Origin of the sequence: Pseudomonas sp. CFII64, assembly GCF_000416235.1 — a bacterium.
Lineage (GTDB): Bacteria > Pseudomonadota > Gammaproteobacteria > Pseudomonadales > Pseudomonadaceae > Aquipseudomonas.
On the sequence record NZ_ATLO01000007.1, the window covers coordinates 41,490 to 56,105 of the forward strand.

Consider the following 14,616-nt stretch of genomic DNA (forward strand, 5'->3'; position numbering starts at 1 on the left):
CGCAAACCCCGAATAAATCGGTGGTCGGCAGCTTTTTAATTGTCATTATTCTCGACAAAATCTTCCGCGACCGGCATTTCCCCCATCCGCGAAGGCAGATTCAAACCAAAGTGCAGGTACGCATGCCGGGTCACCACACGGCCACGAGGTGTGCGCATCATATAGCCTTGCTGGATCAAATAGGGTTCGAGCACATCTTCAATGGTGTGACGCTCTTCACTGATTGCCGCCGCCAGGCTATCGACACCTACCGGACCGCCGTCGAACTTTTCGATCATGGTCAACAGCAGACGCCGGTCCTGGTGATCGAAACCGTGCTCATCGACGTCCAGCAGGTTCAACGCCAGGTCGGCAATGGATTTGGTGATCTGCCCATTGCCGCGCACTTCAGCGAAATCCCGGACGCGACGCAACAATCGGTTGGCGATGCGCGGCGTGCCCCGCGCGCGACGGGCGATTTCAAACGCGCCCTCCGGCTCGATGGGCAGGCCGAGAATCCCTGCAGAGCGAGTCACGATCGTGGTCAGGTCGGGGATGCTGTAGAACTCCAGGCGCTGGACAATCCCGAAGCGGTCGCGCAACGGGTTGGTCAGCATGCCCGCGCGAGTGGTCGCGCCCACCAGGGTGAACGGCGGTAGATCAAGCTTGATCGAACGTGCGGCCGGACCTTCGCCGATCATGATATCCAGCTGGAAATCTTCCATTGCCGGGTACAGCACTTCCTCGACAATCGGCGACAACCGGTGGATTTCATCAATGAACAACACGTCATTGGGTTCCAGATTGGTCAGGATCGCCGCCAGGTCACCCGGCCGCTCCAGCACCGGCCCGGAGGTGCTTTTGATCGAAACCGACATTTCCTGGGCAATGATATTCGCCAGTGTGGTCTTGCCGAGGCCAGGCGGGCCGAAGATCAGCGTGTGATCAAGGGCTTCCTTACGACCGCGCGCGGCCTTGATGAACAACTCCATTTGCTCGCGCACGGTGGGCTGGCCAATGTAGTCGGCAAGGCTGAGTGGGCGAATCGCGCGATCCAGTTGTTCGTCACGATCACGGCCGCCAGTGGCGGTTATCAGGCGGTCAGCATCAATCACTTAACCCATTCCCTTCAAGGCACGTCGAATCAAATCAGCACTGCTCAAGTCTTTTTCCTTGATCGCGGAAACGGCTTTACTCGCCTCCTGAGGTTTGTAGCCCAGGGAAATCAGCGCGCTGACCGCGTCGGACTCTGCTGACGCTACCGGTTCCGGCGCATTCGGGCCATTGGAAACCAGGGTAAAAGTGCCAGGTAATGTTTCCCAGGCCTTGAACCGGTCCTTGAGTTCGACCAGCAGGCGCTCGGCGGTTTTCTTGCCCACACCCGGAATCCGGGTCAAGGCCGAAGTGTCCTGAGCTTGCACGCAACGCACCAATTCGTCGACTTCCAGACCTGACATCAAGGCCAGCGCCAGTTTCGGGCCGACGCCATTGAGCCTGATCAGTTCGCGAAACAGCTCGCGCTCACGCTTTTCGTAGAACCCGTAGAGCAGGTGCGCGTCTTCACGTACCACCAAATGGGTGTGCAGCGTCACCGGCTCGCCAACATGTGGCAATCGATAGAGTGTAGTCATGGGGACTTCCAGCTCATAACCGACGCCGTTGACGTCCAACACCAGATGCGGCGGCTGTTTCTCGGCCAAAAAGCCGCGTAAGCGTCCAATCACGTATCGGATCCTTTCATAGCGCCGACCCCGGTCAGGGCCAACGGCAAATCAATGCTCGCAATCATTGCAGGAGTGACACGCCCTGCAAGCAAAAAATACTTCACAGCCAGACCCTTGCGCTATAACCGCAACCGGCCACCGCGGCTTCGCGCGGTGCCCAGGCCATGGGGAATCAGGCTGGAACGGGTGTGCGCATGGCATAAGGCAATCGCCAGGGCATCCGAAGCATCGATCTGCGGTTTTTGAGTCAGTTTGAGCAAATGCATGACCATCATCATGACCTGCTCTTTATTCGCGCCGCCGGTCCCCGCCACCGCCTGCTTGACCTGGGTCGCGGTGTATTCGGCGATTTCCAGGCTTTCCTCGGCGCCGGCAACAATCGCCGCACCCCGCGCCTGCCCCAGCTTGAGGGCCGAGTCGGCATTGCGCGCCATGAAGACCTTTTCGATACCCATGGTCACCGGGCCGTAGGTTTGAATGACCTCACGTACGCCGCGATAGACAATCTGCAAGCGCTCGTGCAGCTCGCCGCTTCCGGTTCTGATGCAACCCGATGCCACATAGACACACCCACGCCCGGTGTCACGCACCACGCCATAGCCGGTAATTCGCGAACCGGGGTCGATACCAAGAATAAGAGTCATAACGCCTGCAGCTTGAGAAGTGACGCATACCAAAGAGCGCAGCATAAAGGCAGAAGCCGGAGGCCGATAGCGATGTAATCAACACCGCGTCGGATCTCCGGCTTCTGTGTAGCGCTGACAACACGCTGTCAGCCAAGCTGTTCCATGACTTCGTCCGGAATTTCCGCATTGGAGTAGACGTTCTGCACGTCATCCAGGTCTTCGAGCATGTCGATCAGCTTGAGGACTTTTTCAGCAGTTTCCAGATCCAGCACGGCGCTGGTGGTCGGCAGCATGACGATTTCGGCGTCCGCAGCCTTGAAACCTGCGGCCTCAAGGGCGTTGCGGACGGCATAAAAACCGGCGAAGGACGTAAATACGTCGATGGAGCCATCTTCGTTGGTCACCACGTCGTCGGCATCGGCCTCCATCGCGGCTTCGATCAACGCGTCTTCATCAACCCCCGCAGCAAAGGAAATCTGCCCCTTGCGGTCGAACAGATAGGCAACCGAACCATCGGTCCCCAGGTTGCCACCACATTTGACGAATGCATGACGAACCGCTGCCGCCGTGCGATTGCGATTGTCGGTCATGGTTTCGACCATCACCGCCACGCCGCCCGGCCCGTAACCCTCGTAACCCAGTTCTTCTACATCGTCACCTTCGGCTGCACCGGCGCCACGCGCAACCGCACGATCGATGGTGTCGCGAGTCATGTTCGCACCCAGCGCCTTGTCCAGCGCCAGACGCAAGCGCGGGTTGGTGCCCGGATCACCACCGCCCTGGCGGGCAGCGACGGTCAGTTCACGAATCCACTTGGTGAAAATCTTGCCTTTCTTGGCATCCTGACGCTCTTTGCGGTGCTTGATGTTCGCCCACTTAGAATGACCTGCCATATCTCGCTCCAGATTCTTTTCAACACGTTCATGTGTGTCGCAGCACAACCGACACAAGCTTGCCCGGCCAAAACGCAAACGGGGCGCATCGACGTCAACAAACAACGCGATACGCCCCGCCCGGTATTACTCGGCTTTAGGCTGTTCGCGCAAACGGATGTGCAATTCACGCAACGCCTTGGCGTCTACCACGCCAGGCGCCTGGGTCATCACGTCGGCAGCACTCTGGGTTTTCGGGAAGGCAATGACTTCACGAATCGACTGGGCGCCGGTCATCAGCATGACCAGACGATCCAGACCGAATGCCAGACCACCGTGGGGTGGCGCGCCATATTTCAGGGCGTCGAGCAGGAAGCCGAACTTCTCCTGCTGCTCGTCTTCGGCAATGCCCAGCAAGCGGAAGACCGCCTGTTGCATTTCCTTGCGATGGATACGGATCGAACCGCCACCCAGCTCGGTGCCGTTGAGCACCATGTCGTAAGCGCGGGACAGAGCGGTTGCCGGATTGGCTTCCAGTTCTTCCGGGCTGCACTTGGGTGCGGTGAACGGGTGGTGCAGCGCCGTGAAACTGCCGTCATCGTTCTCTTCGAACATCGGGAAGTCCACGACCCACATAGGGGCCCACTCGCAGGTGTGCAGCTTGAAATCGTTACCGACCTTGATCCGCAGCGCGCCCAGGGCCTCGCTGACGATCTTGGCTTTGTCCGCACCGAAGAACACGATATCGCCATCCACCGCGCCAACACGATCGAGGATCACGTTGAGGTTGGCTTCCGGGATGTTCTTGACGATTGGCGACTGCAGGCCTTCAACGCCTTTGGCCCGCTCATTGACCTTGATGTACGCCAGGCCCTTGGCACCATAGATGCCGACGAATTTGGTGTAATCGTCGATCTGCTTGCGCGGAATGCTTGCCCCGCCTGGAACACGCAGAGCGGCAATACGACATTTCGGGTCGTTGGCCGGGCCGCTGAACACCTTGAAGTCGACGTCCTTGAGCTGATCGGCAACGTCGACCAGTTCCAGCGGGTTACGCAGGTCCGGCTTGTCCGAACCGTAACGACGCATGGCCTCTTCGAAGGTCATGTGCGGGAAAGCGTCGAATTCCAGGTCGAGAACTTCCTTGAACAGCTGACGAATCATCTTCTCGGTCAGGCCGATGATGTCTTCTTCATTAAGGAAGCTGGTTTCGATGTCGATCTGGGTGAATTCAGGCTGACGGTCGGCACGCAGGTCTTCGTCGCGGAAGCACTTGGCGATCTGGTAGTAACGATCGAAGCCGGCAACCATCAGCAGCTGCTTGAACAGCTGCGGCGATTGCGGCAAGGCGAAGAAGCTGCCCGGATGTGTGCGGCTCGGCACCAGATAGTCACGGGCGCCTTCTGGCGTCGCACGGGTCAGGATTGGCGTCTCGACGTCGAGGAAGCCGTTGTCATCAAGGTAACGACGGATGCTGGTGGTGATGCGCGAACGCAGACGCAGCTTCTCGGCCATTTCCGGACGACGCAGGTCGATAAAGCGATAACGCAGGCGGGTTTCTTCGCCGACGTCCGAGTACTCGTTCAGCGGGAACGGCGGGGTTTCCGACTCGTTCAGCACTTCGAGCTCGTAACCGAGTACTTCGATGGCACCCGAGGCCATATTGGCATTCACTGCGCCCGCAGGACGAGCACGCACCTTGCCGGTGATCTTGACGACATACTCGCTGCGCACGCGGTCGGCGGCAGCGAAGGTGTCGGCGCGATCCGGGTCGAAGACCACCTGGGCCAGACCTTCGCGATCACGGATGTCGAGGAAAATCACCCCTCCGTGGTCACGACGGCGGTGAACCCATCCGCAAAGGGTAATTTCCTGACCTTCCAGGCTCTCGTTCAGTTGGCCGCAATAATGGCTGCGCATCATGATGGTGGTTTCACTTCCGTAATTCGAAATTCGGTGGAGCTTTCGCTCTTGGCTTGCGCTCAATAGTGCAAGAGCCCAGGCATGCAGTTCAAGCTGTCAGCTCATCGCTGGGCGCTCTGTTTGCGCAGAAGCATGCCCGTTTTGGCAAGGCGGGGGATTATATAGGGTTAATCGAAGCCGTGCAGCCGCACGAACCCCTCTGGGCAGGATAAGTTCGTCGCAGCCGCCCATGCGTCGCGAAGCGCAAGCATCAGGAAGCATGCAGCGCGGGCCCGCCATGCTGGCGAGCCCGCAGAAAATGGGAGCGTATCCAACCTACGCCTGGACCAGATCCAGGTTATCGCCTTTCAGGACATGAGCCACACAGACCACCCTGATGAGACCGCTGAAATTTTTCACACCGCCATAGCGTAAGTGAACTTCCCTGTCGATGTAGGACAGCACCGCATTGACCGAGCAATTATTTGATCGGGCAATGGTTCCTAGAATGTTCCAGTAAACGTTTTCCAGCCGCAGGCAAGTTGCCAACCCATTGAGGCGCACCGACTTGGAGTGCGGTTGCGCCAGGTTCATGTTGAAATCTTCGACAAAAGGATCATTACGTATTTTCCCGTGACGGTTTAAGTCTTGTACGTCGCGTTCAACCCCTCGAACCATGGTGATATTTCCTCTACACAGATCAATTCAGACTTCATGAAGAAACATTTAAATATAAATAAATGTGCCTGCTTATAAAGCCCGAATCTCGACGTTATAGCCAGTAGAGCCATTACTCTTACTGTGTAGGAGATCACTACAATTGATAGGCGAAACAGACTTTCCGCCTGGCGATAACCGACCTGAATGCTTGGTGGGTGTTTAATATTTATGTAGTTACGGAAAATATCGGCGAACGCCGGCCCGATCAGGGAGGGAAGCTACAGGGGCCGAAGGCGCGGTCAGGAAGTCATGAACTGAGCGACGCAGCGGATGCGTCGCTCGGCAGGAGCTTAATGGGTCTCAAGCATCGAGCGCAGCATCCAGGCTGTTTTTTCGTGCACTTGCATCCGCTGGGTCAACAAGTCAGCAGTCGGCTCATCGCTGACTTTATCCAACAAAGGAAAAATACTACGAGCTGTGCGGACAACTGCTTCTTGACCCTGAACCAGACTTCTGATCATGGCTTCAGCACTTGGCACGCCTTCTTCTTCCTTGATAGACGACAGGCGAGCGTAAGTTGTATAGGTACCCGGCGCAGGGAAACCCAATGCGCGAATGCGTTCGGCAATCGAATCCACCGCGAGGGCGAGTTCGTTGTATTGCTCTTCGAACATCAAATGCAGCGTACGAAACATCGGGCCGCTGACATTCCAGTGAAAGTTGTGGGTTTTGAGATACAACACGTAAGTATCTGCGAGCAAGTGAGAAAGACCGTCAACGATCGACTTACGATCTTCTTCGCTGATACCAATATCGATTGCCATGTTTTTCCCCTTATAGAGATGGATTATTCAGCAGGTACAGCGGGCACTCTACCAAGAGAATGGCCTTGACGCAGCAGCTTCAGCCATCAGTACGCTGGCACGTCGAGGAAAAAATCCGCACCAGGACACTGCCGCCGCCCACCGCTCGTCGCTTTGCTTGACGCATTTCCAGCAATGCCGACGGACCCGCAGGCTGCTGATTTGAGATGCCCCATGCTTTGCTGTTAAATACACCGCGTGTCGTTGCTGACTTTTCCTGCAACGCATAGGCTGACCTTCGCTCGTGCAGCACGCCTCCACTTTTCCAGAAGCGTACCGGGTGTCATCAGCTATTTCCTCGTGATCCATCTTAATGTGAGTTATCAACATGTTGAAAATCGTTCACCTGCTAACGGGAGCCGCAGCCCTGCTGCTTTCCTTCATCCCCAGCCTGCGCAGTGAAGCCTTGTCTTCATATCTCCTGCAACCCGATGCGCTCTATCTGGCGTTCTTCGGCCTGCTCAATCTATTGCTTGCACCAGTGATCCCCTATTGGAACCGGGGTCCACGTCATCAATTGCAAAACCTTGTCAGTGCGTTGCTCATTCTTGCCGTTGTTCTTCAAATCCTCACCTTGCTTGTCCCGCTGGAGATCGTCGCCGGTCAACCCGCAATCATGCTGGGCCTGATCGCCGCCACACTTGCGGTCGCCCTGCACATCGGGATCAGCTTCTATCGATCGTCGCCGTCCCCCGCCGCGCAAAGTCATGACATGACCAACCGCGATACAGGGACCGTGAAGTGGTTCAATACTTCCAAGGGTTTTGGTTTCATTTCCCGGGATTCGGGCGATGACATCTTCGTTCACTTCCGCGCCATTCGCGGCGAAGGCCATCGTGTCCTCGTAGAAGGGCAGCGTGTCGAGTTCTCGGTCATGAACCGAGACAAAGGCCTGCAAGCAGAAGACGTCATCGCGGCACTTCCCCGCCGCTGATTGCCTCGCCTGATAAAAAAACCGCGACCTCCTTCCGGAGATCGCGTTTTTTTGCACCCGCGGCTATTAATAGTGGGGCGGCGGCGCATCTTCCTCAAAGGTGTCGAACTGACTTCCCATCTCCTCCTGGCGCTTGAGCATCGCAGCCATTTGCTGTTGCAGTCGGTCAAGTGCGCGCTGCTGGGTCACCAGTACGTCATTCAGCGCTTGAATTGTGTCGTCCTGGAAAGCCAGTCGGCTTTCGAGCTCGGTCACTCTTGCTTCAACGGTCATGACAATTCCTCCACGAAGGTAAAGCCAATGGTCAGCTCGCTGCGCAGCTGCTGCACGATGGTCGATACCTGCTGCGCCGTATAAGGCTGCGCCGGGTGCTTGCCCCACACCGGCGCCGGCCATGCCGGATCGCTGTGTCGTCGAGCGATAACATGCATGTGTAGCTGACTCACTACATTACCCAGCGCTGCAACATTGATTTTGTCAGCAGCGAATATCTTATTGAGAATCACTGACAACGCAGTTGTTTCCTGCCACAACTGCAACTGATCTTCAAGTGCCAACTCAAATATTTCACTAATATCCGGCCGCTTGGGCACCAGGACAAACCAGGGATAGTTTGAATCGTTGGATAACAGCAGCCTACATAACGAAAAATCGCCAATGGGCACTGTATCCGCCTGTAAACGTGAGTCGAGAACGAACACGGTATAACTCCTGATCGTCAGGTTAGGTTTCTTGCGCACCCTCGTTTAAGTGTATGGCGCATTACCCAGCAGGATACTCGGGAATAAGTTCGAGTTCACTGCCCGGTTCAGTTACATGACGTCTGGCGCGGGCTGGCGCAAAGGACGACGACCCCCGAATCCTGCACCGACGAAGACTGGCCTGCACCAGGAATGACCGCCAACTGACAAAATGCACTCATTTGGGCCGCAGATTAAAGGTTTTCAGCGCTGATACGGTTGTTACAAATCGCTACCTATAAACGCGATTGGCGGGCGTCAAATTCCTCCAGGCGGTTTTGCTGAGAGCCTGATGAAACGCCCGTTGGGTCCAAAAAGCTTACAGATTGCCTGGATGTGCCAGCTTCAGGCACTGAGAGCCCGACGCGCACCAAAACAACCCACTCCGACTGGCCATAAAGCCTGCCTATCCAGAATTTACCCATGCCGGTGGGCAGAAAGTAACGTTCCGCACAGCCGTGCAAGCCTGAAAAAGCGCCAACAGCGCGAATTCAAAAGAAATTTAATAATTTTAAAAACTATATAATTCAACACGTTACATCTTGAAAGCGAGGTAAATACTGCATTTTTCACAAATTTTTCTCATCGCGATGAGCTTTGTGCACGGTTGTTGCTATATCACTCACAAGGTTGGCACGGACCCTGGCGGAAAACAGGATCCGGCTATCGTGAGAATGCGAAGGCTTACCCAGGCATTACTTGGAAACCGGGCTTAGACTGTTTCACCCTATGCTTAGGTCGTAAAAAGGTAATGCGGTAGTTGTAGAGTCGATATGGAAACAGTGCATTTTTGCGACATGGACAGAGCAGTTTGCGACACCGCCGTAAAGATTTCGAAAGGATAGGTCTGTAACTATCGCCACCATTGTCAGCGTGATATAAGTTTCGCCGACACAAAAAAGAAAGAGCCGTCCCAGATAAAAAAACAGGTGGGTCGGCAGCAACTCTTCTTAAAAACCAAAGGAGCAAGTCACGATGAGAGTGATGAAGTGGAGCGCAATCGCACTGGCAGTTACTGCAGCCAGCACCCAACTGGCAACGGCAGCAGCGTTCGTCAGCGATCAGGCAGAAGCAACAGGTTTCGTTGAGGGCAGCAAGCTTGACCTCAAGGCTCGCAACTACTACTTCAATCGCGACAAGAAAGATGGCGCCGTTGATGACAAAGACTGGACGCAAGGTTTCTGGGGAACGTTCAGCTCTGGCTACACTCAAGGCACCATCGGTGTGGGCGTTGAAGCTTTCGGTTATTTCGGCCTGAAGCTTGACGGTCAGGACAAATATTCCGGTTCGGGCAACCTGGTCACCAACAGCCAGGGCGAAAACGAAGACAGCTTCGGCAAAGCCGGTGGCGCTGTTAAGTTCCGTCTCTCGAAAACCGAGTTGAAACTCGGTGACATGCAGCCTACCAGCCCAGTGTTCGCAGTAGGCGGTTCCCGTCTGTTGCCACAAACTGCCAGCGGTATCAGCCTGCAGAGCAGCGAGATCAAAGGTCTGGATCTGGAAGGCGGTCACTTCTACTCCGGCACCAGCCAGGACGACACCAGCCACAGCGGTAACATCTGGGCTACCTATGCCGGCGTTACAGCCAAGAGCGCAGACTTCGTTGGCGGCAAATACGCGATCACCGACAACCTTGGCGTTGCCCTTTATGGTGCCAAGCTTGAAGACGTGTGGGACCAGTACTACGCGAACGTGAACTACGCCCTGCCGCTGACTGATACCCAGTCCCTGGCATTTGACGCCAACCTGTATCGCACCGTCGATGAAGGCAGCGCCAAAGCAGGCGACATCAGCAACACCGCGTTCTCCGGCTCCGTTGCCTACTCGTTCCTGGCCGCACACACCCTGACCCTGGCATTCCAGAAGGTTAACGGTGATACGCCATTCGACTACATCGGTATCGGCGACAACAACCGCGGCGGCGACTCGATCTTCCTGGCCAACTCCATCCAGTACTCCGACTTCAACGGTCCTGGCGAGAAATCCTGGCAGGCTCGCTACGACCTGAACATGGCTCCATACGGCGTTCCTGGCCTGAGCTTCATGACCCGCTACATCAAAGGTTATGACATCGACGGCACCAACACCCCTACTAACAGCACTTATGCTGGCCTGTACGGTGAAGACGGCAAGCACCACGAGACCAACCTTGAAGCCAAATACGTGCTTCAAACCGGTCCAGCCAAAGACCTGTCGTTCCGCATCCGTCAAGCATGGCACCGCGCCAATGCTGACCAGGGCGAAGGCGATATCAACGAGTTCCGTCTGATTGTCGACTACCCGATCTCGATCCTGTAATCGCACGTCAGCTACTCGTTTCGGAAAAAGCCCGGCTGATGCCGGGCTTTTTCATTCAGGCAATAAAGTAATCAGCATCGCCTCCCTCGGAGGCCTTGCGCTGTACGGGGGTAACTCGGCCCCGTACAATGCCCAGTCATTTCTAGTCTCAGCAACCGACAACGGCCTCCCATGCGCACCAGTCAATTTTTGCTCGCCACACAGAAAGAAACCCCTTCCGATGCGGTCGTCGTCAGCCACCAGCTGATGCTGCGTGCCGGCATGATTCGCAAACTTGCTTCCGGCCTCTACACCTGGCTCCCCATGGGCCTGCGTGTATTGCGCAAGGTCGAAGCCATCGTTCGTGAAGAAATGGACGCTGCTGGCGCGCTCGAAGTATTGATGCCGGGCATCCAGCCCGCCGAGCTGTGGCAGGAATCCGGCCGCTGGGAACAGTACGGTCCTGAGTTGATGCGCCTGACCGACCGGCACAATCGCGAATTCTGCCTGGGCCCGACCCACGAAGAAGTGATCACCGATCTGGCCCGCAACGAGCTCAACAGCTATAAACAGCTGCCGATCAATCTGTACCAGATCCAGACCAAATTCCGCGACGAGATCCGTCCGCGCTTCGGCTTGATGCGCGGCCGCGAGTTCGTCATGAAGGACGCCTACTCGTTCCATGCCGATCAGGCTTCCCTGCAGGAAACCTACGACCGCATGCATCTGGCGTATTGCAACGTGTTTACCCGCCTTGGGCTGAAGTTCCGCCCGGTGGAAGCAGACAACGGCTCCATCGGCGGCGCGGGCTCCCATGAGTTCCACGTGCTGGCCGAGTCCGGCGAAGACGATATCGTATTCAGCAATGGCTCCGATTACGCCGCCAACATCGAGAAGGCCGAAGCGATTCCACGGGAAACTTCTCGCGCCGCGCCGACCGAAGAGCTGCGCCTGATCGATACGCCGAACGCCAAGACCATTGCGCAACTGGTCGAAGGCTTCAATCTGCCTATCGAAAAGACCATCAAGACCTTGGTCGTGCATGCTGCTGAAGAAGGCAAGCTGATCGCACTGATCATCCGTGGAGATCATGAGCTGAACGAAATCAAGGCTGCCCAGCAGGAACTGGTCGCCAGCCCTCTGGTCATGGCATCCGAAGCCGAGTTGCGCGACGCCATTGGCGCCGGTGCCGGTTCCCTGGGTCCGCTGAATCTGCCGCTGCCTTGCATCATCGATCGTTCGGTAGAACTGATGAGCGACTTCGGCATCGGTGCCAACATCGACGACAAGCACTACTTTGGCGTCAATTGGGAACGCGATCTGCCTGTTCCGACCGTTGCCGACCTGCGCAACGTCGTGTCAGGCGATCCAAGCCCGGACGGCAAAGGCACGCTTGAGATCAAGCGCGGCATTGAAGTCGGTCACATTTTCCAGCTGGGCACCAAGTACAGCGAAGCCATGAAATGCCAGGTCTTGGGCGAAAACGGCAAGCCGGTCAACCTGTCCATGGGTTGCTACGGCATCGGCGTTTCCCGGGTTGTCGCCGCAGCCATCGAGCAGAACAGCGATGCCAACGGCATTATCTGGAATGACACCCTGGCGCCCTTCCAGATCGCCCTGGTTCCGTTGCGCTATGAAACCGAAGCGGTGCGTGAAGCCACTGACAAACTGTATGCCGAACTGAAAGCCGCTGGTTTCGAAGTGCTGCTGGATGACCGCGACAAGAAAACCAGTCCTGGCAACAAGTTTGCCGACATGGAACTGATTGGCATCCCCCATCGCATCGTGGTCAGCGACCGCGGCCTGGCCGAAGGCAATCTTGAGTACAAGAGCCGCATTGAGCCTGAGGCCCAGGCCCTGCCGGTTGCTGATGTGTTGTCGTTTATTCAGGCCCGTATCCGCCGCTGAGTCATGGGCGCGCTCGCCACTCGCCAAAACGAGTGCCGAGCGCGCCCGGTTCAGGCACCGCGCCTTATCCGCATCAAGAGATCCCATGTTCAAGCGAAGATCCTTAAGCCTCGGCTGTACAGCCTTGTGCGCCAGCCTGCTTGTCAGCGGCTGTGCCAACCACTTGTCACAGCGCAGCGAGCATGAAGAGCGTGTCGAACGCAAATTGCTCGAACATACCCTGCAAATTGATATGGGCGAGCCCAAGACCCTTGAGCTGCCCCAGCGCCGTGTGCGCATCCACGAACAAAAAACCTTTGAAGTCACCGAATTCGAAGTCACCCGCCGCTACGATCGTTACACCGCTTACCAGCCGTGGCGGGAAATCTATGAGATTCCGCTGGGCGCTGTCGCGGTAGTGGCCGGTGTTGGCGCCAACGTGGTCAACGTATTGGCCTTCGGCCAGCTGCCGGACAGCGTGACCAAGGACTGGATCAACTATGGCGTGGCCGGGCTCAACCCGTTCATGAACGCGCCGTCCAATGGCCGCGCGCAACAAAACCTGGCGCATATCGACGAAGTCCAGAAGGACAAGAAAATCGAGAACTCGACCTTGCCCTGGAACGAACGCCCGGTGCTGGTCAAGTCAGGGACGCAAACCCACGAGCTGACCACCGATCGCAATGGCGTGTTGCGCCTGAGCCTGCTGGACAGTCCATTCGCCGAGCAGGACCTGAGCCACGTCACACGGATCTACATCAGCGTCGAAGATGATCAGGACAAGGTTCACGCCAACGCGGATCTGCCCATCAGCAAACTGTTGCGTGGCAAGTTAATTGAGGCCCACGGCCTGATCTACGATGACCTGGAAGATGATGAAGTCAGCCAGTGGGTCTATCGCGTCAAGCGTCTTTCGGAACTGGGCCTTGAAGATGAAGCCAGCGAACTGGAGCAGAGCCTGATCGAACTGACACGCAATGATCCCCAGTTGCAGCATGAGTTTGTAAAATCCCTGGCCAAGGATGCCGGTCGTCTAGTCGCCGATCCCGGCGCCAAACCCTGACCTCACCTGCTGCGCTCAGGGCGCGAACAGCTCCAGCTGTTCGTGACCGCTGCGCAGATCCTGCAAACGCACACCGATCCCCAATAACCGTACCGGTTTGTCGCCACGGGCAAATGCCTGGGTTAACAACTGCTGGAAACTGGTCAGATCCCGCCCCGCCCCGGACTGTTCAAGGGTCGTCTGCGTGAAATCGTGGAATTTGACCTTCACGAAGGGTTTGCCAGGCCGATAGTTGTCGGCGATGCGCGCCATGCGCCCGGACAGGGTTTCCATCAGCTCCGGTAACTTTTCCAGGCAGCTGGCCAGATCCGGCAAGTCCGTGTCGTAGGTGTTTTCCACACTCACCGATTGCCGTCGGCTGTCGTTCTGCACCGGCCTCTCATCGATGCCGTGCGCCAGCCCCCACAAGCGCTCGCCGAAAGAGCCGAATTCCCGAACCAGCGACAGTTTGCTCCAGCCACGCAGATCGGTGCAGGTGACAATGCCCAGCCTGCCGAGCTTGTCGGCCGTCACCTTGCCAACGCCGTGCAGTTTGTTGACCGGCAGCAGCGCGACAAAATCCTCGACCTGATCCGGCGTGATCACAAACAGCCCATTGGGTTTTTTCCAGTCACTGGCGATCTTGGCGAGGAACTTGTTTGGTGCAACGCCCGCCGAGACCGTGATATGCAGTTGATTGGACACACGGCGGCGTATGTCCTGAGCGATACGCGTGGCACTGCCGCCAAAGTGGCTCGCATCGGACACGTCCAGAAACGCCTCATCCAGCGATAACGGCTCAATCAGATCGGTGTAGTCGCGAAAGATCGTCTGGATTTCCTTCGAGGCTTCTTTATAGGCGTCCATGCGCGGTTTGACGATGGTGAGGTCCGGGCACAGCTTCAAGGCATGCCGCGATGACATCGCCGAGCGCACTCCATAGGCGCGCGCTTCATAGTTGCAGGTCGCGATCACGCCGCGTCGATCGGCCGAGCCGCCCACTGCCAGTGGTTTACTCGCCAGGCGCGGGTCATCGCGCATTTCAATGGCGGCATAGAAGCAGTCACAGTCGACATGAATGATTTTTCGCTGCGTCATGTAGGGCGATTT

At 56.8% G+C, this 14,616-nt stretch carries 14 protein-coding genes; 4 read left to right on the forward strand and 10 right to left on the reverse strand.

Features of this window, described 5'->3' with window-relative positions; translation table 11 throughout:
* Positions 1 to 35 precede the first annotated feature (35 nt).
* The 7 genes from ruvB to CFII64_RS03705 all read right to left on the reverse strand — a co-directional run bounded on the left by ruvB (position 36) and on the right by CFII64_RS03705 (position 6,587).
* Entirely contained in the window at positions 36 to 1,094 is a 1,059-nt protein-coding gene (gene ruvB / locus CFII64_RS03675; RefSeq protein WP_020289418.1) for a Holliday junction branch migration DNA helicase RuvB, read from the reverse strand.
* Positions 1,095 to 1,703, reverse strand: coding sequence for a Holliday junction branch migration protein RuvA (ruvA, locus tag CFII64_RS03680; RefSeq protein WP_020289419.1), 609 nt, complete (start codon positions 1,701 to 1,703; stop codon positions 1,095 to 1,097). It abuts the gene before it with no gap.
* A gap of 119 nt (positions 1,704 to 1,822) precedes the next feature.
* Positions 1,823 to 2,347, reverse strand: a complete 525-nt coding sequence (gene ruvC, locus CFII64_RS03685) for a crossover junction endodeoxyribonuclease RuvC (protein ID WP_020289420.1) — start codon at positions 2,345 to 2,347, stop codon at positions 1,823 to 1,825.
* Positions 2,348 to 2,475: 128 nt separating this feature from the next.
* Entirely contained in the window at positions 2,476 to 3,222 is a 747-nt protein-coding gene (locus CFII64_RS03690) for a YebC/PmpR family DNA-binding transcriptional regulator (protein ID WP_020289421.1), read from the reverse strand.
* A gap of 126 nt (positions 3,223 to 3,348) precedes the next feature.
* Positions 3,349 to 5,124 (reverse strand): aspartate--tRNA ligase, encoded by a 1,776-nt coding sequence (gene aspS, locus CFII64_RS03695; protein ID WP_020289422.1) that lies wholly within the window; start codon positions 5,122 to 5,124, stop codon positions 3,349 to 3,351.
* Positions 5,125 to 5,439: 315 nt separating this feature from the next.
* Positions 5,440 to 5,787 (reverse strand): ribbon-helix-helix domain-containing protein, encoded by a 348-nt coding sequence (locus CFII64_RS03700; protein WP_044901144.1) that lies wholly within the window; start codon positions 5,785 to 5,787, stop codon positions 5,440 to 5,442.
* 326 nt (positions 5,788 to 6,113) lie between these two features.
* Positions 6,114 to 6,587 (reverse strand): Dps family protein, encoded by a 474-nt coding sequence (locus tag CFII64_RS03705; protein ID WP_020289424.1) that lies wholly within the window; start codon positions 6,585 to 6,587, stop codon positions 6,114 to 6,116.
* A 367-nt stretch (positions 6,588 to 6,954) separates the two neighbouring features.
* Between CFII64_RS03705 and CFII64_RS30435 the strand changes: the two genes are divergently transcribed.
* Positions 6,955 to 7,560, forward strand: a complete 606-nt coding sequence (locus CFII64_RS30435) for a cold-shock protein (RefSeq protein ID WP_020289425.1) — start codon at positions 6,955 to 6,957, stop codon at positions 7,558 to 7,560.
* A 66-nt stretch (positions 7,561 to 7,626) separates the two neighbouring features.
* Here CFII64_RS30435 and CFII64_RS03715 read toward each other — a convergent pair whose 3' ends face one another.
* Positions 7,627 to 7,833 carry a SlyX family protein gene (locus tag CFII64_RS03715; protein WP_020289426.1) on the reverse strand — a complete coding sequence of 69 codons (207 nt, stop codon included), beginning with the start codon at positions 7,831 to 7,833 and terminating at the stop codon, positions 7,627 to 7,629.
* Positions 7,830 to 8,261: an HIT domain-containing protein gene (locus CFII64_RS03720; RefSeq protein WP_020289427.1), complete on the reverse strand. Its 432-nt coding sequence runs from the start codon at positions 8,259 to 8,261 to the stop codon at positions 7,830 to 7,832. Before CFII64_RS03720 ends, CFII64_RS03715 begins: the two co-directional genes overlap by 4 nt.
* Before the next feature lie 1,014 nt (positions 8,262 to 9,275).
* On the opposite strand from CFII64_RS03720, the gene CFII64_RS03725 reads away from it, so the two are divergent.
* The 3 genes from CFII64_RS03725 (at position 9,276) to CFII64_RS03735 (ending at position 13,527) form a co-directional block, all read left to right on the forward strand.
* Entirely contained in the window at positions 9,276 to 10,598 is a 1,323-nt protein-coding gene (locus tag CFII64_RS03725) for an OprD family porin (RefSeq protein ID WP_020289428.1), read from the forward strand.
* A 171-nt stretch (positions 10,599 to 10,769) separates the two neighbouring features.
* Entirely contained in the window at positions 10,770 to 12,485 is a 1,716-nt protein-coding gene (locus CFII64_RS03730; RefSeq protein ID WP_020289429.1) for a proline--tRNA ligase, read from the forward strand.
* 85 nt (positions 12,486 to 12,570) lie between these two features.
* Positions 12,571 to 13,527: a hypothetical protein gene (locus tag CFII64_RS03735; protein ID WP_020289430.1), complete on the forward strand. Its 957-nt coding sequence runs from the start codon at positions 12,571 to 12,573 to the stop codon at positions 13,525 to 13,527.
* Positions 13,528 to 13,542: 15 nt separating this feature from the next.
* Here CFII64_RS03735 and dinB read toward each other — a convergent pair whose 3' ends face one another.
* Entirely contained in the window at positions 13,543 to 14,604 is a 1,062-nt protein-coding gene (gene dinB, locus CFII64_RS03740) for a DNA polymerase IV (protein ID WP_020289431.1), read from the reverse strand.
* Positions 14,605 to 14,616: the final 12 nt, after the last annotated feature.

Bases quoted from the DNA above. Each gene is read 5' to 3' on its own strand.
- CFII64_RS03705 (WP_020289424.1), bottom strand. From the start codon at position 6,587: ATGGCAATCGATATTGGTATCAGCGAAGAAGATCGTAAGTCGATCGTT.
- CFII64_RS03715 (WP_020289426.1), bottom strand. From the start codon at position 7,833: ATGACCGTTGAAGCAAGAGTGACCGAGCTCGAAAGCCGACTGGCTTTC.
- aspS (WP_020289422.1), bottom strand. From the start codon at position 5,124: ATGATGCGCAGCCATTATTGCGGCCAACTGAACGAGAGCCTGGAAGGT.
- CFII64_RS03735 (WP_020289430.1), top strand. From the start codon at position 12,571: ATGTTCAAGCGAAGATCCTTAAGCCTCGGCTGTACAGCCTTGTGCGCC.
- ruvC (WP_020289420.1), bottom strand. From the start codon at position 2,347: ATGACTCTTATTCTTGGTATCGACCCCGGTTCGCGAATTACCGGCTAT.
- CFII64_RS03690 (WP_020289421.1), bottom strand. From the start codon at position 3,222: ATGGCAGGTCATTCTAAGTGGGCGAACATCAAGCACCGCAAAGAGCGT.
- dinB (WP_020289431.1), bottom strand. From the start codon at position 14,604: ATGACGCAGCGAAAAATCATTCATGTCGACTGTGACTGCTTCTATGCC.
- CFII64_RS03730 (WP_020289429.1), top strand. From the start codon at position 10,770: ATGCGCACCAGTCAATTTTTGCTCGCCACACAGAAAGAAACCCCTTCC.
- CFII64_RS03725 (WP_020289428.1), top strand. From the start codon at position 9,276: ATGAGAGTGATGAAGTGGAGCGCAATCGCACTGGCAGTTACTGCAGCC.
- CFII64_RS30435 (WP_020289425.1), top strand. From the start codon at position 6,955: ATGTTGAAAATCGTTCACCTGCTAACGGGAGCCGCAGCCCTGCTGCTT.